This window comes from Labrenzia sp. C1B70, assembly GCF_000475395.1.
In the GTDB taxonomy this organism is placed as follows: Bacteria; Pseudomonadota; Alphaproteobacteria; order Rhizobiales; family Stappiaceae; genus Roseibium; species Roseibium algicola.
Genome location: NZ_AXCE01000011.1, coordinates 29,659 through 54,816, shown reverse-complemented (window position 1 = coordinate 54,816; position 25,158 = coordinate 29,659). Strand labels below are relative to the sequence as shown.

General features: G+C 56.0%; 23 protein-coding genes and 1 tRNA gene. All 24 read right to left on the bottom strand.

Going from position 1 to position 25,158, the window contains the following annotated elements:
• Positions 1–103: 103 nt before the first annotated feature.
• On the bottom strand, positions 104–814 hold the full coding sequence (locus Q666_RS47565) for a DUF2793 domain-containing protein (RefSeq protein ID WP_022999929.1): 711 nt from the start codon (positions 812–814) through the stop codon (positions 104–106).
• A gap of 11 nt (positions 815–825) precedes the next feature.
• Complete coding sequence (locus Q666_RS47560; protein WP_081713256.1) at positions 826–3,240, bottom strand: phage tail protein; 2,415 nt, start codon at positions 3,238–3,240, stop codon at positions 826–828.
• Complete coding sequence (locus Q666_RS47555) at positions 3,230–3,433, bottom strand: hypothetical protein (RefSeq protein WP_022999927.1); 204 nt, start codon at positions 3,431–3,433, stop codon at positions 3,230–3,232. The genes Q666_RS47560 and Q666_RS47555 overlap by 11 nt, the downstream gene beginning before the upstream one ends.
• On the bottom strand, positions 3,430–3,663 hold the full coding sequence (locus Q666_RS47550; RefSeq protein WP_022999926.1) for a hypothetical protein: 234 nt from the start codon (positions 3,661–3,663) through the stop codon (positions 3,430–3,432). The genes Q666_RS47555 and Q666_RS47550 overlap by 4 nt, the downstream gene beginning before the upstream one ends.
• 8 nt (positions 3,664–3,671) lie before the next feature.
• Positions 3,672–4,505, bottom strand: a complete 834-nt coding sequence (locus Q666_RS47545) for a phage BR0599 family protein (protein WP_022999925.1) — start codon at positions 4,503–4,505, stop codon at positions 3,672–3,674.
• Positions 4,506–4,570: 65 nt separating this feature from the next.
• Positions 4,571–5,788: a hypothetical protein gene (locus Q666_RS47540; protein ID WP_022999924.1), complete on the bottom strand. Its 1,218-nt coding sequence runs from the start codon at positions 5,786–5,788 to the stop codon at positions 4,571–4,573.
• Complete coding sequence (locus Q666_RS64865; protein ID WP_022999923.1) at positions 5,788–10,641, bottom strand: tape measure protein; 4,854 nt, start codon at positions 10,639–10,641, stop codon at positions 5,788–5,790. The genes Q666_RS47540 and Q666_RS64865 overlap by 1 nt, the downstream gene beginning before the upstream one ends.
• 297 nt (positions 10,642–10,938) lie before the next feature.
• Complete coding sequence (locus Q666_RS47530) at positions 10,939–11,367, bottom strand: hypothetical protein (RefSeq protein WP_022999921.1); 429 nt, start codon at positions 11,365–11,367, stop codon at positions 10,939–10,941.
• 34 nt (positions 11,368–11,401) lie between these two features.
• Positions 11,402–12,211, bottom strand: a complete 810-nt coding sequence (locus tag Q666_RS47525; protein ID WP_022999920.1) for a hypothetical protein — start codon at positions 12,209–12,211, stop codon at positions 11,402–11,404.
• Positions 12,212–12,284: 73 nt separating this feature from the next.
• Entirely contained in the window at positions 12,285–12,800 is a 516-nt protein-coding gene (locus tag Q666_RS47520) for a hypothetical protein (protein ID WP_022999919.1), read from the bottom strand.
• The gene (locus Q666_RS47515; protein ID WP_022999918.1) at positions 12,797–13,399 is read right to left on the bottom strand and encodes a phage tail protein; all 603 of its coding nucleotides are present in this window, start codon (positions 13,397–13,399) and stop codon (positions 12,797–12,799) included. Before Q666_RS47515 ends, Q666_RS47520 begins: the two co-directional genes overlap by 4 nt.
• A complete protein-coding gene (locus Q666_RS64860; protein WP_152533336.1) occupies positions 13,396–13,743 on the bottom strand; it encodes a hypothetical protein in 348 nt (115 codons plus the stop codon). The genes Q666_RS47515 and Q666_RS64860 overlap by 4 nt, the downstream gene beginning before the upstream one ends.
• A 55-nt stretch (positions 13,744–13,798) precedes the next feature.
• A complete protein-coding gene (locus tag Q666_RS47510) occupies positions 13,799–14,176 on the bottom strand; it encodes a hypothetical protein (RefSeq protein ID WP_022999916.1) in 378 nt (125 codons plus the stop codon).
• Between the two features lie 69 nt (positions 14,177–14,245).
• Complete coding sequence (locus Q666_RS47505) at positions 14,246–15,322, bottom strand: major capsid protein (protein ID WP_022999915.1); 1,077 nt, start codon at positions 15,320–15,322, stop codon at positions 14,246–14,248.
• Between the two features lie 52 nt (positions 15,323–15,374).
• Positions 15,375–15,785, bottom strand: a complete 411-nt coding sequence (locus Q666_RS47500) for a head decoration protein (protein WP_031268951.1) — start codon at positions 15,783–15,785, stop codon at positions 15,375–15,377.
• Between the two features lie 48 nt (positions 15,786–15,833).
• The gene (locus Q666_RS47495; protein WP_022999913.1) at positions 15,834–17,177 is read right to left on the bottom strand and encodes a S49 family peptidase; all 1,344 of its coding nucleotides are present in this window, start codon (positions 17,175–17,177) and stop codon (positions 15,834–15,836) included.
• Positions 17,170–18,843: a phage portal protein gene (locus Q666_RS47490; RefSeq protein WP_022999912.1), complete on the bottom strand. Its 1,674-nt coding sequence runs from the start codon at positions 18,841–18,843 to the stop codon at positions 17,170–17,172. Before Q666_RS47490 ends, Q666_RS47495 begins: the two co-directional genes overlap by 8 nt.
• Positions 18,843–19,061, bottom strand: a complete 219-nt coding sequence (gpW, locus tag Q666_RS47485; RefSeq protein WP_022999911.1) for a gpW family head-tail joining protein — start codon at positions 19,059–19,061, stop codon at positions 18,843–18,845. Before gpW ends, Q666_RS47490 begins: the two co-directional genes overlap by 1 nt.
• Positions 19,062–19,128: 67 nt before the next feature.
• Complete coding sequence (locus tag Q666_RS47480; RefSeq protein WP_022999910.1) at positions 19,129–21,213, bottom strand: terminase gpA endonuclease subunit; 2,085 nt, start codon at positions 21,211–21,213, stop codon at positions 19,129–19,131.
• Positions 21,210–21,908, bottom strand: coding sequence for a DUF1441 family protein (locus tag Q666_RS0133230; protein ID WP_022999909.1), 699 nt, complete (start codon positions 21,906–21,908; stop codon positions 21,210–21,212). The genes Q666_RS47480 and Q666_RS0133230 overlap by 4 nt, the downstream gene beginning before the upstream one ends.
• A complete protein-coding gene (locus tag Q666_RS47475) occupies positions 21,908–22,174 on the bottom strand; it encodes an AlpA family phage regulatory protein (RefSeq protein ID WP_022999908.1) in 267 nt (88 codons plus the stop codon). The genes Q666_RS0133230 and Q666_RS47475 overlap by 1 nt, the downstream gene beginning before the upstream one ends.
• A gap of 121 nt (positions 22,175–22,295) precedes the next feature.
• Positions 22,296–23,519, bottom strand: coding sequence for a hypothetical protein (locus Q666_RS47470; protein WP_022999907.1), 1,224 nt, complete (start codon positions 23,517–23,519; stop codon positions 22,296–22,298).
• Between the two features lie 77 nt (positions 23,520–23,596).
• On the bottom strand, positions 23,597–24,841 hold the full coding sequence (locus Q666_RS47465) for an integrase arm-type DNA-binding domain-containing protein (RefSeq protein ID WP_022999906.1): 1,245 nt from the start codon (positions 24,839–24,841) through the stop codon (positions 23,597–23,599).
• A 224-nt stretch (positions 24,842–25,065) separates the two neighbouring features.
• Positions 25,066–25,141: transfer RNA gene (locus tag Q666_RS47460), tRNA-Phe, on the bottom strand.
• Positions 25,142–25,158: the final 17 nt, after the last annotated feature.

Sequence of the window (25,158 nt, the reverse complement as noted above, 5' to 3'; positions counted from 1 at the left end):
CCGGCCTGCCAACCTGCCCGATAAGGATATCTAAGCTCGAAGCTAGAATCCTGGCGGACGATGCTCCCGTATTCTCGCGGAACGTTTTCGAAAAGCTCAGCCATCAGACCAAAGCCCTCTCAACGCCAGCAAGGGTAACCGTCAGCCCTTGCGCCCCGGCAACGCTCACCGGGCCGGTGATAAGGAACTCCTGAGCCCTGGCGTATGCCCCTTCAACTGCTGTTGGCATCACAGAGAAGTCACCCGGTACAGCGAACGTCCCTTCCGTCGATCCCGACAGGAATGTAATCGTGCCGACTTCCTGCCCATTGCGCTTCATGGAGAAAACGACATCTGCCGAGGGTGCGGTATCCAGGAAGGCGCTTGAGGACGGGGCACCGGCAAGGACGGTGAATTCCATCGACGCCGCGTAGCGAAAGAACACCGCGCTGTTATCCCTGAGATCGCCGGGGGCATGGAACGACAGCTCCCGAGGGACCGCTTTGTCAGGCAGCGGGAGAGACAACGCTGTCACCCATTGAGACGTTTCATCGAACAGAGCTATCTCTTGCGTGTCTCGGATGAAAAGCTGCATCCCCGGAACAGGGTCCAAGGTGTACCACTCGCCATCATACCAAGCGTAGACCCGGTCAGTCGCGGGATCGATGAGGATCTGTTTATCCGTGCCGGTCGCCGGGATCGCGGTCGTTCGGCTCTCTGCCGCACCATGGGCGAGCACGCTCATTTGGATCAAGTGTTTGTTGTACGAGTCACCCCAATTGTGACTATGTGGAGTCACCTGGAAAAACTGCACCGGGCCTAAATGCTGCACCATTTGATTTGTCCTTATTCGCTAGGCCAGCCGCCCCAGAAATATCCGAAGTCAGAGCCGAAGCCCTTCGGATACATCTTCTCGGTTAGCTGATCGGCTTGGAGTGAAATGAAACCGTCACGTTCACTGATCGCGTTGAAATAGAGATCCAGGTAACGCCGGGTCTGGAATAGGTCGAGCGTGAACGACACGTCCGAGCTACTGAGCTTTGAAGCGAGTACGTTGTCACCGAAAGCAGGATTGAGGGGGTACTTGTCCTCGCCCTCATTCGGATTGAGATCGACCGGCGCCAGCGTGACATAGGCGTTAACCGCCTGCCCTGTCTCCATCGGAACGCTCGCTTCATTCCAGGCGCGATAAACCGAGTCCTCGGTCAACCGGTTCCGATGCGACCACGTGTATTCGATGGTCCAGACGCGCGGTTCATAGTTTTCAGTTTGATCCCGATCCGCAAACAGAACCCCGTCCATTTGCACATTCGCCGGTCGGTACGGCATGTACGGACGTGGCGGATGCTGCGTGGTCTTCTGAGGAACCAAATCCAGGTCAGTGAGCCCGACAGAAGTGCGAGCCTGAAGCTTGTATTGAAGGATGGTGTCAGCGATGGCGCCGCTTGTGTCATAGCCATTGTAGCCGACACCCATCCAATGAATTCGCTGACCGACTGACCAAGCACGGGGCACGGTGTCATAGACGCCACGGGCACACCGGAAAAGGCCGTTGCCCAGGTCTTCCAGCACCATGATGATCTCGTGATCATATTCGACACCACCACCGATCACACCGAGCCCGCCGACCTCGGGACCGTCACCGAATTCGAAGATCTCACCGGCAAGAATGTCGCTGGTAACTTCCCTCGGCAATGGGGCTTCGAGGACAGTTGAAGCAACAAGCACCTTCTCACCAACAGAAAGGAATTCTTGCGCGCCCGTCTGGATCGTCATGCGGCGGTGTTTCACATAGGACTGAAGATCCGTCTGCGCGGTCTTTCGACTGACGATGGAGAGCGGAACGATGGTCGGGTATTGGTCGTCGCTGACCTGATCGGCACCCGTGATCTGCTGAATGACGGTCGGCGGCGCTGAACTGAAGATTGCGTCGAGGTCTGTGTAATCCGGGTCGGACCCGTTAGGGTCGTGCTCAGGGTCTTCCCATTCAGTGATTGGCGGCTCTTCCGGGGGGACAAACTCAGCAACAGAAATGCCGAAGACATCTTCGAGTAAAGTTACTTTCATCTCGGCGCTGTCAGGCTTGCCGTAATCAACGTCCATCACGCGCATGATCACCTTTTCGATGCCATGCTCGGGCCATGTGAAAAAATAAACTTCGCCTGGAAGAATGTCCCAAAACTGGCGATTGAGATAGACGACGGCGGAAGCAAGAGGGATTGCTGAAGAGCGAATATCACGGGCAGCAACGAAGGCCGCTAGGCTCGCATTTCTGATACCGTAGTAGTCCCTGGACTCCGAGACGACTTCGCCTTGCATGGCGATGTTTGCAAGATCCTGGTAGGTGACAGTCTCGCTTTCCTCAGTCGCCGGGTTCGTCCAGGAAACGACAATCTCATTGACAGTCTCCCCCCAGAGCTGGCGCCGAAAGTTTTCGAGGCGGGCGTTATCCGGGCCGATTTCATCGAGATTGTCTTTCTCGTAGTCGTCCCGAAGCAGTTTGATTTCGAGGAGTCCGCTCTTCGGATTGAAATACAAAAGAGCCTGAATGTGATCCAAAATCTCTTGGATGAATGCCTTGATAGTCTCCTGCCGCATCCAAAGCATGGATAGGCCGAATTTCTCATTGTAGAGGGTTTCAGCGGCGGCGACGAAAGAGCTTGCGTTGATGAGGTTAGGAGATCCCCCCATCCCCCAATCCTCATTAACAAGACACTCGTGAATCAGATGAGCCGGGTTGGTATCGTTGCGGCACCGAAAATCATAATCACCATCGCTTTCACCGGCCTTTCGGGCGGGCTCATATCGGATGACAGCATATGGGGAACTGAGCGTCCTTGAGCCTCGGCGGATGCGGACATCGACGTTGGACACCGAAGGGTAGTTTGAGCTTACCAGGAAGCCTTTTCTGCCGCTTGTAGGGCCACCCAGAAGCAAGAGCGAGAAGATACCCCTGAAACCGGGCATCGTTGCCGCAGTCCGACCGAGGCGCTGCGCAAAAGTCTCAGGTACGACCTGATCGCTTTTGCCCGTCAGGACGTGGACCCGACCGGCGACTCCCCCCTCCCTCTCATTTCCCCCGAAGAGGTCTTTCCGGTCGATGTCGAAATAGCCGTTGTCGGTGACGTTACCTCGCCATACCAACTTGTTTTTCATGAAAATCGCCATGAGGCTATCAATCGGGCTATGGCAGTACCCGATATGCTGCGACAAGTGATAATCGACCCAATTCTTTGTTTGACCCTTCTTCTTAATGCCCATTGTCTTGCTCCCGCATGTATTTCAAGACGCTGTTCCCCATGGCGTCATTCATTTTCTCAAGCTCGTCTTGATCCATACCGTTTCGGCAGAAGTCCATGAAGCTTTTGTCATGGGCTTTGAACCAGTCGCGTATTCCGGCGACGCAGTAGCCGCATGCGTGAACGTCCTGAATGGTGACCTTGCGCCTGCTCATTTCTTGCCGCCCACACGTTCGGTGCGCTTGCGCATCTCTTTGTCGCCATGCCAGAGGTAGTTGCCGCCAACCATTGTTATGTCCCCGAAAGGCACCGGAACCGGACGACCGGCTTCCGCTGTCGGCCCTTCGAGGTCGGTCGCTGCGGCGGGTTTTTGGGCTTTGGGTTTCGGCTGCAAAATGTAGCCGATGATCATCAGCGCAAGGCCGAGGATGAGCTGTACCCACATAGATTACCTCACCAGAAAGGATGATACTTGAAGGGGTTCTTGGTCGGTATCCAAGGTTGCCCGCCGAAGTTCTGAATGTTGTTGTGAAGGTTTTCGCAGTCGCTCATTTGGTGATTGCAACCAAGGGCGATAGAGACTGCCGTACCGACATCAATGTCTCTCAATGGGCCGATGAACGTGATGGCCCCGCCCGCATCGACGGCGCGGATCGTCCGATGCTCCCGCCCCTTATCGGAGTCCCAACTGAGGACACCGTTGACGAACTTCTCGACCGGCATTGCCCCCCACCAATTGGCCTGCAATGAAAGCTTCCCATCATCGATGCTCACCACCGAAGACGTGACCGAGGCGTTCGCTTTGCTGGCAAGGCACTTGTGGCCGTAAAGCACGAAGGGGCAACCGAACTGGAAATTGCGCCGCAGCCCAGGACGATTGAGGCGGATCGGCGTGGAGTCGCAGCTCAACTCGGTGGTGCGATCCTTCTTCGCAGTGGACAGGACGCGGCCAGACCAGACCGCAACAACGTTGTCAGGGCCGACCGGGAAATGACCGGATCGGATGATCACCGAAACTTCCTGCGTCGGCGGGAAGTCGGTGAAGAGCAAGGAAAGATCCTCGTCTACCGGAACCGTGATCGTGACAGACGATTTCTCGACCTTGCCAGAGGATTTGTAGGCTTGCCGGTTGATCGGGATAGCCTTCCACTCAACGCCTTCGAAGCTGATGTCCTCGTCAGCGTTGGTGTATCTCAGGACCGCAGTTTCCCCGGTCCCGTACCGGAACTCGTAAAGCTCGACGGGAACCCCTTGGAAGCGGCTCTCTTCGATCTGCTGGAATGGCATAGGCAGAAACCTTTTCAAGTTTTACTTGACTAGACCATTAACACTTGACTTTAGGCGAGGCAAGCCTACAGATCGAAGTTCTCCAAGGTGGTGATGGTCGGGGCGATGTTCGCGACGGAGTTCGCCTGATAATCAACGTCGATCCGATCACTGGCGAACCGGCACAAGAGAACCCAACAGATCCGGTCTACGGTCGTGTCATTGAACAACAGCGGCGGAAGATCCTCTTTGAGCCAAATGACCGTCGAGTTCGTGTCCGTCAGGATCTCGATGAAATCGACTTCGAGCTGAATCCGCGTTCCGTCTTTCATGATCACCATGAGGCGACGAAAAACCGTGCTGTCTTTGAATGAATGTCCGAAGCTCTGCCCATCAACGACGATGAAGCGACCGTTCCCCGGCATGGAAGAGAAGACAACATCTTGCTCCCATGTCGGCATGAAGAATTCCCCGACACGACCTTTCATCCGATGGAAGAAGCTCACAATCTCACCGATTTCAGCGGACGATGAGGCTAGGAGTTGGATCCGAATATTTCGCCTCGAAAACGCCTGCGGGAGATAGTGCTGAATTCGACCGAAGCCCATGTCCACGTCATCACGGGCCTGCGCATAAGTCACACCGAGGCTGTCAGCGTAGTTATGCCGCTGAGTGAAGAATTCACGCTCGCCCAGGAGTTCATAAGGCGTGCCCTGGTCATAGCTTTCGCCTCCTGGTTCCACCTGGAAACTAACTTTACTGGCGGCAACGCTCGACACTAACCGGTTGGCATCAAATTCGAGGTCCAGGCGCCCCGCCGAAGCCGGGAAAATGCGCGTGCCTGCCGGAAACTCAAACAGGCCGTCGTCTTCCGTAAACAGGATTGTGGTGGTCGTGAAACCGCTAACCGTCCGCGTCTCGATGAGATCGCGATTTACGAGCAAAACCCGGCGACCGGCAGAAAGCCAAAATGCATCGCCAATGTAGCTGCAAGATTGGTTCCCAATCCCAAGGTCACTGACTGTGACCAGCGGTTTCGAGATGTCAGGGACAAGTGTTCTGGCGTGCTGGAACTTCGCCATGTGATTGTCGAGAAGCCATTTAATCTCCCGGTCAAAGGTGGCCGACAATTCGATTTCACGGCGCGGGCGGTTGCGGACAGCTCGGCGTTGCTCACGGCCAGTGTGTGACGTGATCACGTCAGTTTTGAAGACGTAGCTATCCCGATACCCGTCATCCCAATTGATGCGCATCGGTAGAATTTGGTCCCCACTCGCGCGAACGTTTTTTGTGCTGATGATCATCAGTCGATACCCAAAGCTGAGCGGAACCCGGAAGGGTTTTCCTTGACGACGTTGAGAAGGGTTTGTTCGCCTGACGGGGTTGCGAGTCCCTCGCTGACCACCGACCCGCTATCGAAGGCGTTGACGATCCTGACATTCATCGGCTGCTTCGACTGCTTGTCGCCGCCGCCCAGGCCACCGAAGACCTTCGAGGCGATGGAGCCGTCACCTGGATCGACAACCTCCCCCTCTTCCAAGATGGCCGGAACCTCACCGGGCTTCAGACCGGCAATACCGCCACCGTGATACCGCTTAGCGTTGTTGAACCAGGAGACGGGGGCAGATCGGGTCACGGTCGGCCCAGATCCAACCGAGGACGTTCCATCATGGAAGATCGATGTGATTGCGGTCGCCAGGAAACCACCAACACCACCACCGGCACCACCACCGGCCTGAAGAGCATTCAGCAAGGCTTGCTGCACGATCATCTTGCCAATCTCGATGAGGAATTCCGAGGCGAACTGAAGGAAGGCATCCCGGAGAGATCCAAGGACGTTCTCGCCGTTCGCAACCGCCTGGGCAAACCTGTCGAGTGCGTTAGTTAGACCGCTGGCAAGCGACTGGTTCATTTGCTCGCCAGTCACGAAGGCCGTGTTGCCGAGGTCTGCGAGCTGGATCTTGGTGGAATTGAGCTTTGCAATGGCCGCATCGGCTTCAGGACCGCCGATAGCCTGCCACATGGCAATGGCTTTCTGGATCGCCCCATCGAGTTCAGTGTTGACGCCGTTGAGCTGTTCCTTGAGCTGGTTTGCCCGAGTGGTGTCACCCTGACCGGTGTAATACTCAATTTGCTCCATGAGGTTGCGCCGAAGCTCGTAAAGCCGGTTCACCTCGGCTTCAGCGGCCTTCACGCCCTCAAGGCGGTTTTGCTGATCGTAAAGCTTACCTGTCAGCTCAGCGATGCGCTGAACTTCCTCTTCGGAGATATTCTTATTCTCGGCACGAGCGGCGCGGATTGCTTCTTCAATCGCTGCCTGCCGCCCCTTTCCGGCTTCGAGGAGTCCCTGTTGGGCGATCTCGAATTCTTTGTCCGCGATAGTGTCGGCGGTCGCCTGTCGCCCACGTTCCTTTTCTTCGTTGAGCTTCTTCTCTTCAGCGACGAGCTTCTTTGCTTCTTCTACGGTTCCACCGTAAGCGGCGAGAAGGCCCTCCGCCTTTTTTTGGTGGCCGCCCATCTGATTATTGACTTTGTCGAGGACCGTACCAGGGGCGCCGCCGTTGTTAGCATCGCTGGCGTTGACCTTATTCACGTCACCGGCATTGACAGCGGCGTAGATCTGCAAGAGGCCGTCGCCCGCCCGAACGCCTGCATCGGTCAGGTATTTCCCAACCGCCTTCATCTGCTCTTCGATAGGCTGACCTGGGGTGTAGCCAAACCGTGCCGCCTGGGGCTGGCCGAACTGAATTAGTCCCTGGTGCAAGCCGTGCTGCGTCACCTGCCCCCGTTTGTCAGGATCAAAGGTTCCGGCAGTCTCGTAGGAGAAAACCGTCAGAAGGTCTTTTGCGCTGACCCCGAGCTGTTCAGCGAGCTTGACGGTGCTGCGGACAAGTTCTTCGTTGCGCTTGCCGGTATCCGTGCCGCGCTGAGACGTGTAGACCGCCTCGTAGTTCGTGTACTGATCGTTGATGGCCTGACGAGCCCGACCGATCAGCTCCATCGCCTCTTTCAGCTCAGCGACGGTCTTCGGAACACCCCCGGCCTGAATGATCTCATCGAGCTTCCCGAGTTCCTTGAGCTTCTTCATCTCATCCGCAAGCTCAGGGATGAATTCTTTGATTTTGTTGAGAGTTTCGCCGTAGTCCTGCGCCGACGTTTCGGCCTTGCTGAAGCTGTCACTGACCTCGTCACTCGCTTTAGTTAGCCCCTCAAGCGTGACTCCTGTCTCGGCTACAATTTCTTCAAGGCCCTCCATTGCGCTGCCCTTGGAGATGGCAGCGAGTGCCCCCTCACCAAGATGCGTTGCCATACGCTCGGCATTACGCCCGAGAGCAAGAACCTCTTCGGCAACGTCACGCACAGCATCATTGTCCGTGGCGTCGTAAATCTCTTCGACTGCCTTAACGAACTTCTTGGCGGAGATTTCGCCGCGACCTAGCTCGTCTTGCAAACGTCGGATAGCAATCGCATCGTCATCGAAGAGTGTGCCGAAAGTTGCGATGTTTTTCGCGGCAACGGCGTTGACGGCCTTATCAAGTTCTTTCCGCAACTCACGGACATTGGCGTTCGCCTGATCAAGGGTGACATCCTTGATTGAGTCCGCCCAATCCTCAGTCTTGTCTCCCAATTCCTCATAGGCGCCGACAACGCTCTGAAGGATACGGCTGTGCTCATCGAGCGCCCGCGTGCTGTCATCCACGCCCGCAGCCCAACTGCCAAGCAGCTCACCGGTAATGAACGTCAGGCCCGTGATGATGAGTCCGATCGGTCCACCGAGGGCGACCCAAAAGGCCCGCGCGACAGTGGCAGCACCGGCAAGACCAGCCCGAAGGGCAATGAGCGATCCGCGAAACGCGCTAGCCCTAACCTGCGCAAGGGATAGGCTGCTGACGGTAGACATCAACGTGGCGCGATAAGCCGTCAGCGATGTTCGGCTACCGACGATGCTTGAGCGAAGGCTCGTGAAAGCTGTTCTAAGACCGGTAGTCCGTGAGCCGACCCCGTCGAATGCCAATTGAACGTCCCGCGCCGACACCCTGAGTTCACGAAACTTAGTTACGTTTTCCGTGATCCAACTTGCGACCTTCAGAGCGACCAGGGCTTTGACGCCGAGGATGATCACATCAATGTACGGCGGAACCTGCGCCAGGGCCTTTGCGAAGTTGCCGAGGGCGGCACCAATCGACAGGAAGAAGTCACGGCCTTCCCGCGACCGGAACCACTTGTCGAGTTCTTCCAGAGCTTCGTTCAGTCCCTCGATAAAACCGCCTTCAGCGACCCGTAACTGAGCCTGATAAAGCGCGTCCTGGAAACGCCCGAGGTTGGTTGTGGTCGAGGTTAGAGACTTTGCAAGCTGGTCACCGAAACGCGCATTGAGAGCGTCCGCGAACTTGAGCATGTTGGTCTGGGTAGCAAAGACCTTGCCTTCCGCAAGAAGCTTGTCCAGCTCAGCACCACTGACCCCGATGGCGTCGGCCAGAATGAAGAAGGCACCAGGAAGCGCTTCACCGAGCTGCTGTCTGACTTCTTCTGCGGTGAACTTTCCTTTTGAGAGGATTTGCTCAAGAGCCTTGAAGGTTCGGCTCATCTGGTCGGTCGTGAGTTTGTTCACTCGACCGGCTTCAGCGACCGACAGAAAGACTTTCCGTGTCGCTTCGGTTTCCAGGTTGGCGGACGATGCAGCGACAGCGAATTTCGAATAGTCACCGGCAAGAGTCTGAAATGAGATCCCGAGGCGTTTCGCCTGTCTCTCAAGAAAAGCCAATTCCTTGCCGACAGCCTCTTCGTTCTGACCGAAAATCGACCCGAGGCGGTTCTGTGCGGCTTCAAGGGTTTGGTATGCGGTGATCACCCCGCCGACGTTCTGGATCGTGCCGTAGAGCCCCGCATACGCCGTGGCGAGGGACAGGATTTCACCCCTGAGACGCTGCGCCAGGGATAGGGCTTGCCGGGACTCTCCATAGAACGGCTTGAAGATCCCGCGAAGGCCGGTGGTGTTCTGGACCGCTGCGGGGAATTTCTGAAGCGTGGCAAGCTGCCGCTCATACTCAAGACGTGCCTGACGGGATGCCGATGCGGAATCCCGTAGTGCATCACTCGCCGCCCGTGTTGGCCCCTGAGTGCCATTCATGGCCGCTCTCAGGCGGTTCGTCTGAGCCTCAAGCAGTTTCCATTCCTGCCGAGCCTTTTCAACCTCCGCTCGCTGCTGACGGATTGCTGCGGCTGTCTTCGGATCGGCAAATCCACCCAAGCCGGTAGAAAAGCGCTCCATCGCCTTCATTTCGTCCTGGACTCGATTCAGATCGGCAGCGACTTCCTCGGACGCTTTCGACAGCTTGTCTTGCTCAAGGCTGGTCTGACCGATGGCCGCACCGGCTTTCTTTGCGGACGACTGAAGCTGATCAAGCTCGGCTCGGGCCTTCGAAAGTTCAGCCTCAGACTCCTTGGTCGCGGCAGAGGTTCTTTCGAGTTCCTTAGTAAGGTTCGCCTGACCGCGTTCGGCTTCCTTCAGCTCAGCGTTGAGCTTCTTCAGGCTGTCCCGAACGCTCTCCTGGGAATTCTTCTGATCGTCATATGCCTGCGATGCCTTTTGGGCAGCGGCACGGGCGGCGTCCACATTGGCTGAGAAGATGGCGTCGGCAGACTGAGCCGCCCGACCGCCGTTCCCGCCCTGTCGAGCAATTTGCTTCTGGACACTGGCGTATGCAGACTCGGCCTTTCGAAGCTCCGCATTAGCCTGGGCGCGTTCCTTGCGGAGAGCCGCTGTGCGTTCCTTCTGGCCTTCGAGGGACTTACTCAGCTCTTCGCTTTGAGTGCGGAGTTTCGACGTGGCGGCGTCGGCCTTCGCAACATCTGCGGTCAGCTCTTTGAACTTACCAGCCGACTTAGCGAGCGATCCTTCCAGGCGACCGATAGCGCCTTCCATCTTTCCCAGATCGGATGCGACCTTGTTAAGCCCGGAGATGTTCTTGATTTCGCGGCTGAGCGTTTCGAACTCATCGCCCAACTGCGACAGGACCGAACCGGCCTTCCCTGCCGTGCTGTCCACCTTAGAGGCGGACTTGTTGAACTCGTCTATGCTGGACGTGATCTGATCAAGGGTTTTACTGGCCGCATCCTTCGCGCGGATTATAAGTCTTACGTCCTTATCGGCCATCCTGATGCGCCCTCAATAGTCAATTAATTAGTGATACTATACGTAAAAGTAGACAGGCGATCTAGTCGCCTGCCAGCTTTTTGACTTGTTTGTTGAACTGCTTTTGCGCCTTCTTACTGAGAACGGAAGAGACTGCTAATTGAAGCAAAGTGGCGCGGGTCGCTTCGGCGCGATTGTCATGAATTGCCGCCCAACCAGCTTCAACCCAGACGACACCTACGGGATACATGTGAGCGTTAGTGTGCCCCTTGGAAATGAGGTAACTAACTTGCCTCCTGAGATCCCGAATCCAGTCGTCTAGCTTTTCAAGCTTTTCATGGTCCCGGAGAGGCCGTTGAGAACCTTGATTAGAGTCTCCACCGTCTTTTTTGGCCCACCCTCAGCCTCGAAGGTTAGGTTGCCGATCATGTAGACAGCCTCAAGCTGAATGGGCAGGGTGAGCTTCATCGCCTCGGCGTGGGCTTCCGGTTCGTCCGCTGCGGTGCAAATGACCTCCGCGACAAGCTCGGGAAACTGAGTCATGGCGACATCAATCAGAACGTCCATGTTCCCGATTTTGCCGCCCTGGGTAACGTCGGCAGCTTGGCCGACGAGTTGAGTAATCGCGTCACGATGGCGTGCGACGATCAGGCCGATATCGATAGCGGAGAGCCCTCGGACTTGCATGCTATTGCCGCCACCGAGGGGGATCTCTTCTTTTCGAACCAAATAGTCTTTGAGGGACATTGGTGGTGTTCTCCTATTTTGTTTGCAGGGTTAGTTACGAGGCGGTGACCCGGTCGGTGATGTAGATCGCCTGCTTGTTCGCGCCCTTGAGGATTTCGACGCTGAACGGGATTTCCTGCCATTCGTCGCCCTTGAGCGCGAAGTCACCGTTCGGCGTGAGCTTCACCCACGGCATCAGCCAATCCCGGTTTTTGCCTGCCGGATTGTCTGCGATGAACTTCATCGAACCTTCGATAGGCTGAGAGCCCGAGATGATGCGGGTCTGACTGCCGCTGGCGATCTTGTAGGAAACCTTGATCTTGGAGCCCGAGGCGATGCTTCCGCCGCTCAGGACTTCCAGGAAGCCCAGGGTCATGGTGATCTTGTAGTCGGTGTCTTCGACGTAGGTTGTGTCACCGGCTTCGTTGGTCACGATGATGTTGGCCGTGCCAGGGGTGTAAGCTTCCAACAGACCTGCGCCGAGCGGGTTCGCCGGGGTTTGGCCGAGGGAGTAGGACAGGCCGGGGATCACACCGTCGATTTCTTCATCATCAACGGTGGCCGCAACGATGGTGGTCAGCGCGGAAGAGCCGAGGAAGAAGAGCGCAATGTTTTCCGGCGAGATGTGATCGGTGATGAAGGTTGCCGAGCGGTCCGTCTGCAAAGAGATAGACTCGTCCTTTTCGCGGATACCATGATCCGAGTTGTAGTGCGGCAGCTCTTCGTTCTCGACGGTGGCATTGAATTCGGGAGTGTTCCCGATATAGCGGTAGCCGCCCGGTTCACGAGTTCCTGACACGAAGTCCGCAAACCAGAGTTCCCCACGACCGAGGGTGTAATTGGGCTGGTAGTCCGTAGACGGCATGGTGCATCCTCTCTCTTACCGATAGTCAATTTATAATTGACCTGTTAACATAAACTTGACCCTTTCACCAGACCTAATAGGCGTAAGGGTTCTGCAAATCCTCAACGATCCGCAGACTCAGGGTGAGCCAGAAGAAGGCCAGCTCAGAAGGTGTTGCGCTACTGCGGACGGCCCCCGGCCCGATGAACATTTGATCCACGTTGCCGCCGAAGCTCAGGATGTTCCGACCGGCGTCCTTCAGCTTCTCCGCGACCAGAGCTTTCTTGACTTCCGCCATTAGGTAGTGAAGCGCGTCCGAGGGATTCCGCTTGTCGTCATCAGCGAAACCCTGAATGACGAGATCATAGTTGCTGATATGCTTTCCGCGATCATTCCGCTCTTCAGGGCTCTTCTCGGGGATAGGCGGTTCAATGATGGAGATCATGGGCAAGGGGTCATTGTCATCGAAGACCAGCCGCCCCCGAAAGACCGCATCACTGAGTGCATTCGGCTCAAAAGGGTCAACTAGAACGATCCCTTGGCATAGGGTTGTGAGTCGCTTCTGGATCTCTAATCTGAACGGGGCTACGAGGCCCGATACATCGGTCATAGGCTTGACTCCATCAGTCGTAGAAACTCGTTTTCCATGAAATCGAGAACATCGCCCTGGACATCCTGCCGAACGGTCTTGAAGACCTGATCGACCGAGGGGCCATAAAGCAGGTACAAGCCATCCCCAATCTTGAACGGCTTGTATGCTCTGCTCGGTTTCTCCCCCGGCTTCAGCCTAATCGCCAGTCCCCGGTTTGAGGCTTGGTCAAGTGACGCTGTCCCTGATCTCAGCTTTAGGATGAAGCCGCGCTTGATCGTCGCTGACGACCCCGGCTGCACGCTAACGCTGACACCGCCTCGCTTTGAAGTTCCTCCTACAATGAACCTCGCCAAAGAAGTCGGACGCCTGCGTCCCGTAATCTCCGCCTCAAGATTGTTTCCCTGAGCGCGCTTGGTGACTGCAAGGCGTTTGTCACCGCGCAAGTAACTTGCGGGGAAATTGACTTGGTTTTGGATCTCACCGGCAGACAGGGTGCGCGCCTTGTCCGCCCCCTTGTTCACCGTAAAACGGATATTCCGTTCGATGGCCGGTGAGATCTTTTTGACATCCGCAAGGCTGGTAATGCCTTCGATGGCGAAGACGAGATCGTCGCTCATGACGGCACCGGAAAATTGAGCGTCTTCGCCTCTTTCATGCGTGACACGTTTGCAGTGATGCTGATGCCGTTCGGAGGATCGACGTACTCAACCTCATAGGCGACTCCGGGCTTCACAGAAACGATATGACCGCGCCTCGGGCTGATCTCGGATTTCATGAAGACGATGTGAGGGGAGTTGTCTGAAACCTCGGCATAGGAAAGGTTTGTGCCCTTCAAATCACCGACCATACCCCATTGATCATGAACCCGTACCGTCACCGGAGTCGTGTCCGGTATCGTCGCGGGGTCACTCGGATCGATAGGCACGCTCGGCGCATCGAACACAAGAGCGGGGACGCTCATGATCTCATGAAGCGTCCCCCTGGCCCGATCCATTTTGTCTCGGAAAAGGCCCATGTTAGATCTTGGCTGTGCTGCGGCCACGAGTGCGACCAGAGGACTTCGCAGTCTCTTTGTCGGTTTCATCCTTGGCAGCTTCACCGGTCTTGGCATCACCATCCTTGGTGTCGCTGTCGCCATCGCCGTTGCCGCCGCCCTGGCCGTCGTTTTCATCTTCATCTTCGGCAGCTTCAGGCGCGGGCTTCTTGCTGTTCTGGCGTTCCCAAAGAGCCTGTTCGGCTTCAGTCAGATCGCGCACAGCGCCGACCCTTTCCAGGTAATCGACTTCAGATACCGGGCACTGAAAAGGCGCCCCCGGCTCCGCGATCTTGCGCTTCTTGCCGTAGCTGTATTCGATCTGATTGACCGCAATCTTGAGTTCGGTATCGACGGGCATGTCATGCTCCCATTGTTGAGAAAAGGTGTGACGGCGACGAGCCCCGTCACTTTTTACTTGACACTACGGTCAGCCGACGACGGTCGCCTTGAGGGTGCCATTCGGGTTGATCGGAACCATCAGCGGAGCCGACTGGTGCAGAAGGTATTCAACTGCGGGATCACCCTGCTCCATCCAGTTGCGCGGGAAGATCGGCAACGGCTGGTAGTTGGAATACGGGTCCTGGATAGCGCCGAAGCACTGGAAGCCCATGATCCGATCAGAGGATGCCGTAAGAACGAAATCCTTCGGGGACATGAACGGAACTTCGACGCCGTTTTCTTCGTAGGTGTCGCGGTACAGGTACAGCTCGATGCGGCTCCCGGAAGCGCCGCCGACCTGAAGTTCACCGACCTTGATCACCTTGTCAGCCGCGATCAGACCGCGTTCGACCGTGGCACGCGGCTCACGGATGTTGGTGTCCATGTGCTTCAGGAATTCCTCATCCTTGCGGATGACCTTCCAGACATCGGAGCCGAACGTTGCCCGAACCGGGAAACCGCCGTGCTCAGCGTCGAACATCATGTCAGCATACCGCTGAATGTCGTCAAACAGGGACACGCCGGTATCGCCCCAGAAGTTGCCTGCCGTCTTGACAATGGTGTGACCAGCGGCACGGCGGAAGTCGAGTTCGACAGCCGGGTATTCCGGCCCTTCGACGGTGACTTTGCCGTCGATCACAGCGCGTGCGGCCATCCACTCCCAGCGGCGTTCGATGGAGTGAACATGCTGGACGGTCATAGCTGCACGGATGAGATCGCGGCGCTGGTTCGGGGTCAGCTCATTGTCATTGAGCATAGAACGGTCGATACCAGGACGCTTGATCAGCGGCATTGCCGGGTCGATGGCGTCCTTGAGTTTGATGTAGGCGGGCTTGAAGCGGAAAGCGCGTGCCGAGTCAGTGTAGATCGGCTGACCGGAACCGAGCGGACGGACAAAGGGGGCCAGCTTGCGGGCTTCCTTCGGCAGCTTCTCGAAGTCGATCCATTCATCAACGGACGTGAGTTCACGGGTGAACATGTCGGTCCAGTAGGTGAAAGACGGCTCCATGTCGCGCATAACACCGAGCGACCGCCGCGTTTCCCATACCTTGTAAGGTGCAGACATTCCAATTTTCCTTTCTTGCTAATTACGGTCGCATCGGGTCGCGACGGAACGGTTAGCTGGTGCGACGGCGGATCGTGATCTGCGTCGGCGTCGGAGCCCCCCGGAAGGCAGCTTCCTTCTTTGCGTCGGTGTCGTAGGACGCATCCCAGACAAGCGCATCGGGGTTGAAGCAACCGGAATAGATGATCGGCGCGGTGGTCGTTCCACCAACGTTGCCGATGACGGCCTGGGACGCGATCCCGATTGCCTGGGTAACGCCCTCGACTGCCGGGACGATCAAGTCACTGGCGTCGAGGCCGACGACGTGGAACTGCTTGATGTCTTCAGAAGCCTTGATCGTCATCGGAATGCCGGTTGCAAACGGCGGGTGACTGCCAGAAAGCAAAAACTGCTGCTGGTAGCTGTCGAGTTCTTCAAAGGCCGCAAGACCTGTTTCCATGTAAGGGACCGTTACGTCGGCCATGTCCTTAACTCCTGTGTCGTTTCTGTTCGGGGTGCGGGGGTTGGAGGGTTACTTCTTCTTGAAGCCGGGAAGACCGAAGCTAGAAGCGAGCCCGGTGACAGCTTTGTAGTCCTCGGCTTCGTCATCGCTTGGCGTGTCGCTGGAACCGACTTCCGGGTTGGTGCCGTTGTTCATGGCGTCCATGAAAGCGGTGTTGGACTGCGTCCCGTTTTCATCCGCATTGCCCTCGGCCTTCTGACCGTTTTCCTCGGGCAGATCGGAAAGGAACTTTTCAGCGGCTTCCGCCGACATGTCGGTATTCAGGCAGGTGGACATTGCGGCCTTCGGGCGAGCCTGACCAGCTTCACTGCTCAGGATGGTGGAAATGCGCGCACGCTCAGCGGTAGCGCCTTCCTTCAGGCCCTCTGCATGACCGGCTGTCTTGCCTTCAGCGTGGCCCTTGTCGTAGTTCGCCTTCGCAGACTCATCGACCTGAGCCTGAGTGAAGGTTCCTTCCGGATTGGTAGACATCTGTGTGACTCCATCTTGGTTTGTGTCGGCCTGGAAATCGGCCATTGCCTCGTCCAGCGGAGCAACGCTATCTGCCAGACCGAGTGAAACCGCTTCAGGCGCGGTATAGGTGAGAGCTTCGGTGTTGCGGATCGCCTCGGCGTCCATGCCCCGATTGCGGGCGACCGTGCTGACAAAGATCTCGCCAAGCTGATCGACGCGGGCCTGAATGCGTTTCTTGGCGTCGTCGTCCAAAGGCTGTGTCGAATTTCCGTCAACCTTGTGCTTGCCGAAGTGAATGAAAGTTACTTTCCATCCCATGCGGTCGAGTGCCTTGCTGGCGTCAATGTGCATGGTGACGACGCCGATGGAACCCACACCGCCAGTCCTGGACATGACGATCTCGTCAGCGACGGAAGCGATGGAATAGCCCGCCGAATAAGCGAACTCATGAGCGAAGGCCCGAACCGGCTTCGTGCCTTTGAAGGCGTGCATGCGGTCAACAAGGTCAAAGTTGCCCGCGACAGCTCCGCCAGGGGTGTTCAAGTGAAGAGCGATCCCCTTCACGGCATCGTCTGCCATACCGCGTTCGAATGCTTTGCGGATGTACTCGTAGCCGGTCGCATAGCCGAAAAACTGGTAAGGGAAGTCATTCAGGAGGACACCCTTAACCGGAATTGTCAGAATGCCATTCTGGACGCTGTAGGGACGAACGCGGGCCATAAAGCTGTCATCGTCGTCCGCCCAAAAATCATCGTCGTTCGCCGCAGCCGTTTCGTTCGTCAGCTTTTCCCAATCAGGGCATTTCATGAGCCCTTCAAGCAGACCCTCAAAGGTTGCCGCGTGCTCACAGGCGACGAGTGCCGGTTGATCGGCAAACCGCGACAGGATCGCTTTATTCATCTTCACTTACCTCTCTAGGGTCGCCCGAGGCGGCGTTCAGCATGTTGTCGGCCTGAAGCACGAGTCCTCGATCAGACATGACGCGGCGTTCGCGCTCTTGCTGTTCGAAAACCTGCCGCCAGTCTTTGCCGAGGCGGGAAAGCTCATCCTCATAGGTCGAAAGGCCGTTGCGGATACGCAGAGCTGCGGCCTGTGTTTCCTTCAGCTCATCAACCTGCCCCCGGCTCGCTCCGACCCACTCACAGTTGCCGTAGGCTTCCCGGTTCAAGCCTTCCCAGAAGTTAGGGGCGCGGCGCGGTAGGGACTCGATGTCCCCCCGCGAAATCGCTTCCTCAAGCCAAAGGTGAAAAATGTGTGTTGCCAGCCGATCAGCGATGGACTTCTTCTTCGACTGCATGGATTTCCACGTCTCGGCCATAGCTGCCCGATGACCGGAATAGTTCGTGTCGCTGAAGTCCTTTGAAAGCTGCTCGTAGGTGAGCCCGAGGTTCGCAGCGATGTATCGCAGAAGGGAGCTTTCGAATTCGGTTCCGAGGGGGCCACCCTGGCCAGCAGGGCGCAAGTTCAGACGGGTTCCGGGGAAGAAATGAGGTATCTTCACACCGTCAATCGCCATCCCTTTCGAGCCGATGTACTTGTCCAGGGAACCGAGATATCCGCTCGCATACGCCTCAAGCATCTTCGACACTTCGGCGCCAGTCAGATTGTTGCTGCCGAGGATCTGATAAATCGTCTCGGTCGGCATGTCGGATTCAATCGACGCGGCATAGGTCGCGTTGACGACTGCGTTTTGCAGCACGATCTTGCGGAAGCTCTTGGTCATCCGCATTTCGCTCAAAGCTGTCACCATCGCTGATACACCGCGCGACTGGTCGGGGCGAAGCTCTTCGAAGATGTGGATGACCTGCATACGACCCCAAGGCTTGCGCGTCGGGATGTACTTCCAGGTGTAGCGCTCAAGCGAGGTCCAGTCCTGGGGGTGTGTTTGCTGGATGTGGTAGCCGACCGGCGCTCCGTATCGATCCTTCGACACACCAGCACGCAGGAAGCGACTTTCGATCATGCCGGGGGGTGTCGAAAGCCGGTCGGTATCGACCATCTGGACAGCGGTGTTGTAGGGGCGGTCGGCCTGCCGTATCCATTCAGCAGTGACAAGCGTCTCGCCCGTGAAAAGGTGGACGCCGACAGCCATGCGAATGAACTCTGAGAAGGTCTTCTTGCGCGAAGCGTCCAGCCAATTGTTTGGGCTTTCCGCCGTCAACGTAAACTTAGTTTCGACTTCCTCTTGGAACTCCTGAGCCCACGTTTCATCCAAGCCGAGATACTTCCAATTCGGCTTGGAATTGAGGAAGAACATCGCGCCGACAATGTTGTCTTGAAGCGTCTTGCTGGCGCCGCTCACATAGGAGTCATTCCGCACAACGTCTTTGGCACGGGAGTCGATAAGTTCTTTGTCGAAGAGGATGTCCCCGTCCGCGCTGTTGACGGGCGGATGCCACAAAGCGACTTCACGATCATGTCGGCTGGCGCCATCGTATGCTCCGCCTGCAATCATGCCGTCGTCCCCCGCGTCTGCCGGGAGAACTTCAACAGACGCGGGAGACGGAGCCTGATCGTCTAGGCCGATCAGCCGTTGCGTATGGAGGTCTTTGTCGAGAAAACTCATCAGAAAAAGACCCCCATCGGACCACGGGGGACAACGGGCTCACCGAGGGCGAGCTTCAGCTCAGCGATGTAAGCCCGAAGCCTGGAAAGGTTGGTAGGTGAAAACTCAATCCGCTCACCGGACTGATCGACAAGCGTGCGAACGCCGCCGCTCACCATGAGTTCATGGTAAGCCTTCTCTGCTTCCGCCAGCCGCGCTCTAAGAGTTTCCGTATCCAAGGCAAGCTCCCCTATTCAATTCGCATGTACCACGCAAAACTTTACCTGACAAGTTTAACTTGACTTTTTAAGCAAGTTTCTTGCCTAGCTCACTGAGATCGATGGCGCTTTCTTCAGTCTCTGGTTCAAAAGGCCGGGGCTCTGTCTGGGGTAGGAAAACGAGGTCGTTCTTATCCCAAATCTCCGCCCATTGTGGCGGACTTTCCCAATTGATCGTCTCAGCCCTGGCATGACGGCTGATCAAAAGTCCGAGGCAATAGACCAGCAAGTCCCAAGCTTCGTTGCGGTGCTTCTTAGGGTTCTCCCATCCTTTGTTGGTTTTGATCTCGGCGGTGAGTTCCGCGAAGAACCAACTTTCCAGCCAATCCGGGAAATTGACCCGACCGCCCTTCGGCTCCGTCCGATCAAGCATCGCGTTGAGCGCGTCTTTGAGGATATTGGTGTTTAGGATGAGCACAGGGATTTCGCCGCGCGCACCGGCACGCTGGTCTTTGCGCTCTGAGTCCGGGTAGCTGACACGAGCCCGAGGGGTGTTAGGTTTCGCCTCACCTTTGATGAGCTGGAAACGCATATGATGATTGCCGGGGTGCTCGTCTCGCAAATAGCGCCAGAAGCGGTAGGCCATCGTCGTAACGCCGTCACGTCCACCGGAGTCGCAGCCAATCGCCTTGATTGCCATGTGACGCCCGCTGTCGTCGTCCAGAGGGTAGGTCTTTTCGATGACCTCGCTTACAAGAAGTTTCCAGTCTTCAAGGTAGGTCGCGGGCGACACCCAATGACGCTCTCCGTCCTCATCCAACCTTTCGGACTTGAAGATCTTGAAGCGGTCGATGACGGTAATATCCCCGCCTTCCCCGATACCCTGGACCTGGACGATGAAGGCATGTTTTTGAACGTCGATTGTTGCCATCAGGAAGCGCACACCATCAGGGACAACCCGGTCCCCGAGGTCAACGGCGCGTTCTTTCAGGTCTTCTGGTAGACGCTCGCCTTTCATCGAAGGTGACAGGAAAGGTAGTCCCTGATCAACGTTTACGGTCGTTTTCAATGCGCCGGTCAAACCGCTGGTTTCGTATAGCTCCATCGCTTTGAGGTAACGCAGAACAAGCGACTTCCAGTCGATAAATGCTGCGGCGGTCCCTTTCAGCCAAAACGAGGCGATGTCTGAGCGCACAGCGTCACCGACCATGGTGTTCGTCTCAGGCACCCAAATCTGACCATCCTTCACCCACCGACCCGTATAGTTCAGCTCGTGCTTTCCAGGCTGACCCGGCCCCGCCTCATGGGTATGGCTGTAACCGCAATGCGGGCAGTCCAGCGTAGCCATTTCAGCGGCTTCTACGGGGTCGGCGCTGTCGGGGTAGCTCAGTAGATGGAAATCACCCTCAAACGGCTGCTTACAATGCGCGCACTGCCAATAGAGACGGCGGCGATCACCGCGATTATAGACCGACAGAATGCCGTCCGTGGGTGGCGCCTCATGCTTGGTCTTCAGGGTGTAGTTTGAAGACGTGATCTCGTAACCAGGAGACGACTCTGCGACCGTCATAGCGTGGCGACCGAAGGTCTGGGAACGCTTGCGGGCGAGGTCAAAAGGCGGACCTTCCTTGTCCACGTCCTGGGGCATGCGGTCATAGTCCATCAGCCATAGGCGGGGGATGGTCTTACCCGACAGCTCAGAGATCGTCGGCCACTTCACCAACAGCCGCATTCCCGACAGGAAGCGAATGTCATGGACGTTCATATTCTGCCGACCGGGGACCACCTTCGCCCCCGCAGGCTTGGTGTGTCTGAAGAACCGGCGAAGGTCACCCTGCGACCAGTCACGGGCGGTGCCCTGCGTCATGTGAACCAACATCATGTCTGCCGGGTCACAAATTGCGGTGTGGGTGAGAAGGTTGAAGAAGATGTCCGACTTGCCGCAGCGCGCCGGTCCAGCGAAGACGATGGCCGTGTATTCGAGCGAGGTCATTTCATCCATGATCTCGACCAGATACGGCGCTGTGTCGTTCTTCCACGGGCCGATATAGTGACCGGCATTGTTCAAATACCGATACTTCTCCGCCGCTTGTGACACCGTCAAACGCTCAGGCGGACGGATAGCCTCTGCGGTAGCGAGTAGGACTTGCTCAAGGTGAGTGAACTGCTTCATATCAGGTCACCGTGATCACGCCGGAACTTGGGGGCAAAGTCGGTATCGTCCGAAAACTCATCATCTTCGAAATCGTCTTCTTCGAAGGTGTCTCCTGCCCCCGCAAACTGGTCCTCGCCAAGCTGGTTAGGCGTATGCCCTGTCTGAGCGAAGGTCATGAATTCCTGATAGATACTGTCTTGGACATCATCCACGATTTCACGAACTTTCGTGACTTGCTGGTAGTCGATACCAAGCGCGCGCTCGACTTCTTCGGGCAAGAGCTGAAGCTTGGTGCGCATGAGCTGCAAGACCTCCGAGAAGACCTCGATAACCTTGTCCGTTCGCCAGAGGTCGGCGGCTTTCTCTTCGAAGCGCTGTTGCTTCAGTTTGGCGTTCCAATACGACTCCCGGAGTTTCTCGGGCATATCGTCGGGCTTCATGGTCAGGAGAAGGTCTTGGAGCGCGGCCTTGGGGTTCACAAGGCGAGCTGCTGCCTCACGGAGATCGTAGAGTGGTGTGTTGTGCTGGCCGCGCCGTGTGGGTTCAAGATCCCGGAGCTTCTTTTCGATTGTCGTGCGCCCCATACGGAAAGCGCGCATCAGGTAAGGCACCGAGACACCCTGGACGACATTCTCTATATCGTCGGCCCGTAAACTAACTTTCTTCTTGGCGACATACGCGGAGGGGCGAGTCGGTCGTGCGGCTCCTGGCATCAGATGAGATCCGAATTGTCACGCTCTCTTCGCGGCTTTGGCTTGGACTGCTCGGCGGCTCGGCTGGCCCCCGGTCGCTCAGCCTTCTTCCGCTGCTTCCATTCGTAGATTTCCAACGGACACCACCGAGACGCGGAACGGGTCTTGATCGGCTCAGGGAAGCCATCCTCTTTGATGAGGACATAAATCATGGATCTCGAAAAGCCGACACGCTTCGCGACTTCGGCAATCGGTATCATCTCGATCTGTTCAAGCGGGTCCGTCATTTCGCAATCCCATGTCAATTGCGAATTGAATAGTCAATTTTAAAGTGACTGTAAAGACCAATGTGGACGATGCCGGTTTCGGCGGGCGAGATGTGGACAACTGCGGACTGCGAGGGGCATTCTAATGGAATGCGCTAAAAATTGCATTTAAGAGCTGATCCATTTCGGCATATTCAATCCGAAGGGAAGCGGGTTCACCTCCCTTCTTCATTCTGGTTAGAAACCGCTTCGTGACATCGTCTTTGTGCTCCAATGCCCCTTGATAGCGTTGTATTTGATTGTTCCAACCGGTCCATCGAATAGGATGAAGGTCGCCATCGCGATCTGTCAGCGCTTGCTTTCCTAAGAACAATTCTATTGAACAAGCCGCTCCGTTGACATTCATGCGTCGTCGCCCCTCAGGGCCAATCGTTGGATAGTCCTTGGCCAATTCAATATCTGGAAGCACCATTGTCTTGATATTGTTAGGTAGCGCTTTGATACGGTCAATGTGTCGGCTTTCCGCAACGCCTGCTGCATCGTTGTCAAACAAAGCTAGAATGGACTGCTCCATCCTGGCACCAGCAAACGCCTTGACCAGCTTAGTAAGCATTGGGGCGCCACCTTCGATGCTAAATTCCTGAAAATCGACAAACTGGAAAAGATCGGAAAACTCTGGATACATCGCCTTAATAGCTGTCGATAAGACCTCAGTGTCTGATTTACCTTCCGTCAATATTAGCACTGTGCCTGTTTCTCGAACGAACTCTTGAAGGTTGTCTTCGAACCGGTGCAGTCGTCTTAGATTTTGGTGGACGGTCAATTCGGTGTCGAACTCGTCAGCATATGACTGTAGGTCAGTCCAAACGTATTCGGGCTTAAAGTAGTGTAGTTCAAGTGCTAAGCTAGCGAACATGTCATTCAGATCGAATTCGACAACGTCATTTCGAATCCAATGATCAATGCCCAAGGATTCGGCACGTTCTAGCCAACTTTCAAAATTCAGGCCCTTTTGCGACGCAATATCCTGCGTAACGTCGATCCCCTTGTAGGAGTTCATTTCTTCGAGCTTCGCAATGTGCTTCCGAAATTCACGATCCCATAGTTCACGGCAACGCTCGTCAGTGTAACCTTGTAAATGGAGCCTGCGCCGTACATTTTCGGCAGGTGCGAGCAGATATGTTATCTTAGTTTCCTCATCCTCGTACCATTCGAGCATCTTCTGGCGAACGATTGCGTGGGCATTTTTAATGCTACGACGGTACAAATCATCATTTGCAAAACACAGGGTACAGGCGTGTTGCCACATCATGGATAGATCGTAAAAAGCCCGTCCATCCAAGTAGATATCGTTTTCGTCGCTCAACTTACCATCCCGGATTTAGAAAAAACACTCACGCGATTTGGCTCACGTCCGATACTACCGACGTGTAGACTTCATCTCTATATTAAGTTCTCAATGTCGCGCGCTCGCTTAAAGGCACGTTTACTCTGCAATCCCGCTGGCGGAGTTGTCCTGAGCCTGTCGCAGATATCCGCCCACGCCTGGGCCAACTCAACGCGCTCATCCCAATACTTGTACCTGTCGTATGCTCTGCGGCTTTCGTTCGGCTCAATGTGAGCGAGTGACTTCTCGATAACGTCGTTGTCAAATTTATGCTTGCGGAGAATGGTGCTCGCACTCGACCGGAAACCATGGCTGACATGATCTTCATGCTTGTAGCCCATTGCCCGAAGGGCTGAGTTGAAGGCGTTCTCAGATAGAAATCGCTGATTGGAGCGGATGGCGAAGAACGGATAAGGACTGCCGTCACTGACCTCTTTCAGATACTCAAATATCTCGACGGCTTGACGAGGAAGCGGGATATCGTGAGGTCGCCGCATCTTCGCCAGATAGTCCGGGACCGTCCACACCTGTCTTTCCAGGTCCACATGCGACCACTCGCATTTGCGAAGCTCTACGGGGCGCGGATAGCAGTATGCGAGGATCTTTAGTCCAGCTACGAGGGTCGGCCATCCGTCGTAATTCCAGACTGAGCGCAGCAAACCTCCGAACGGCTCTTCCTCAATGATCGCCGGATGCGACTCAGTCTGCTTTGATCTGATCGCACCCCGAAGGGCGTAGGTCGGATCTACGTCGGCCCGTTGACGCGGTATGCCAAAGCGAAAAACAGAACCTATCGTCCCCCTGAGCCGGGTCGCACTTTCTACCTTCCCGAGCTTTTCCAACCTTTGCAAAATCGGAAGAATGTCTGCCGCCGAGATTTCACGAACTGGAAGACGGTGCAGATCCCTCGCCAAGTCCATCAGCAACCATTCATTCTTATTCAGGGTGGCGTCGGCCCTCCCCTCTTCCTTTAGCGTGTCGAGGTAGTCTCTAGCCAAGTCTTTAAATGTCTCGGTGTCCTTCCTAATCCGATCCGCTTCACGCTGCGCCTCACGAACGGGATCGCGGCCTTCCTCAATCACGACGCGCGCCGCCTGCTGCTTCTCCCGAGCTTTTGCGAGTGAGACTGTCGGGTATGAGCCAAAGCTCATGCTGCGGCGTTTGTCTTCAAACTTGAAATCGAAGCGCCATAGCTTTGACCCATTCGGCATCACCAGGATGTAGAGCCCTTTCTGATCACGAAGTTGGTATTGCTTGTCCTTCTTCGGAGCGCGCTTGATAACCGTATCTGTGAGAGGCATTTCTGCGACCCTTTCAGCTTAGGCGAAATACAGTAGGTATTTGGCGTCTAGCGGCCATCTACTGTATTTTCCTACTGTAAAAACACTGGTTGAGGGTGGTCTAGTGTGGACGGGAATGGACAGGCGCGGATTTGAACCGCTGAAAAAACGCCAATAAACCCAAAGAGTTACTAGACCCTTGAGGACAGATGCAGATTGCTGAAGACTGGTATGGAAAAGGGAGATGGTGCCCAGAGCCGGAATCGAACCAGCGACACGCGGATTTTCAATCCGCTGCTCTACCAACTGAGCTATCTGGGCGTGCCTTGCAAGTGGTC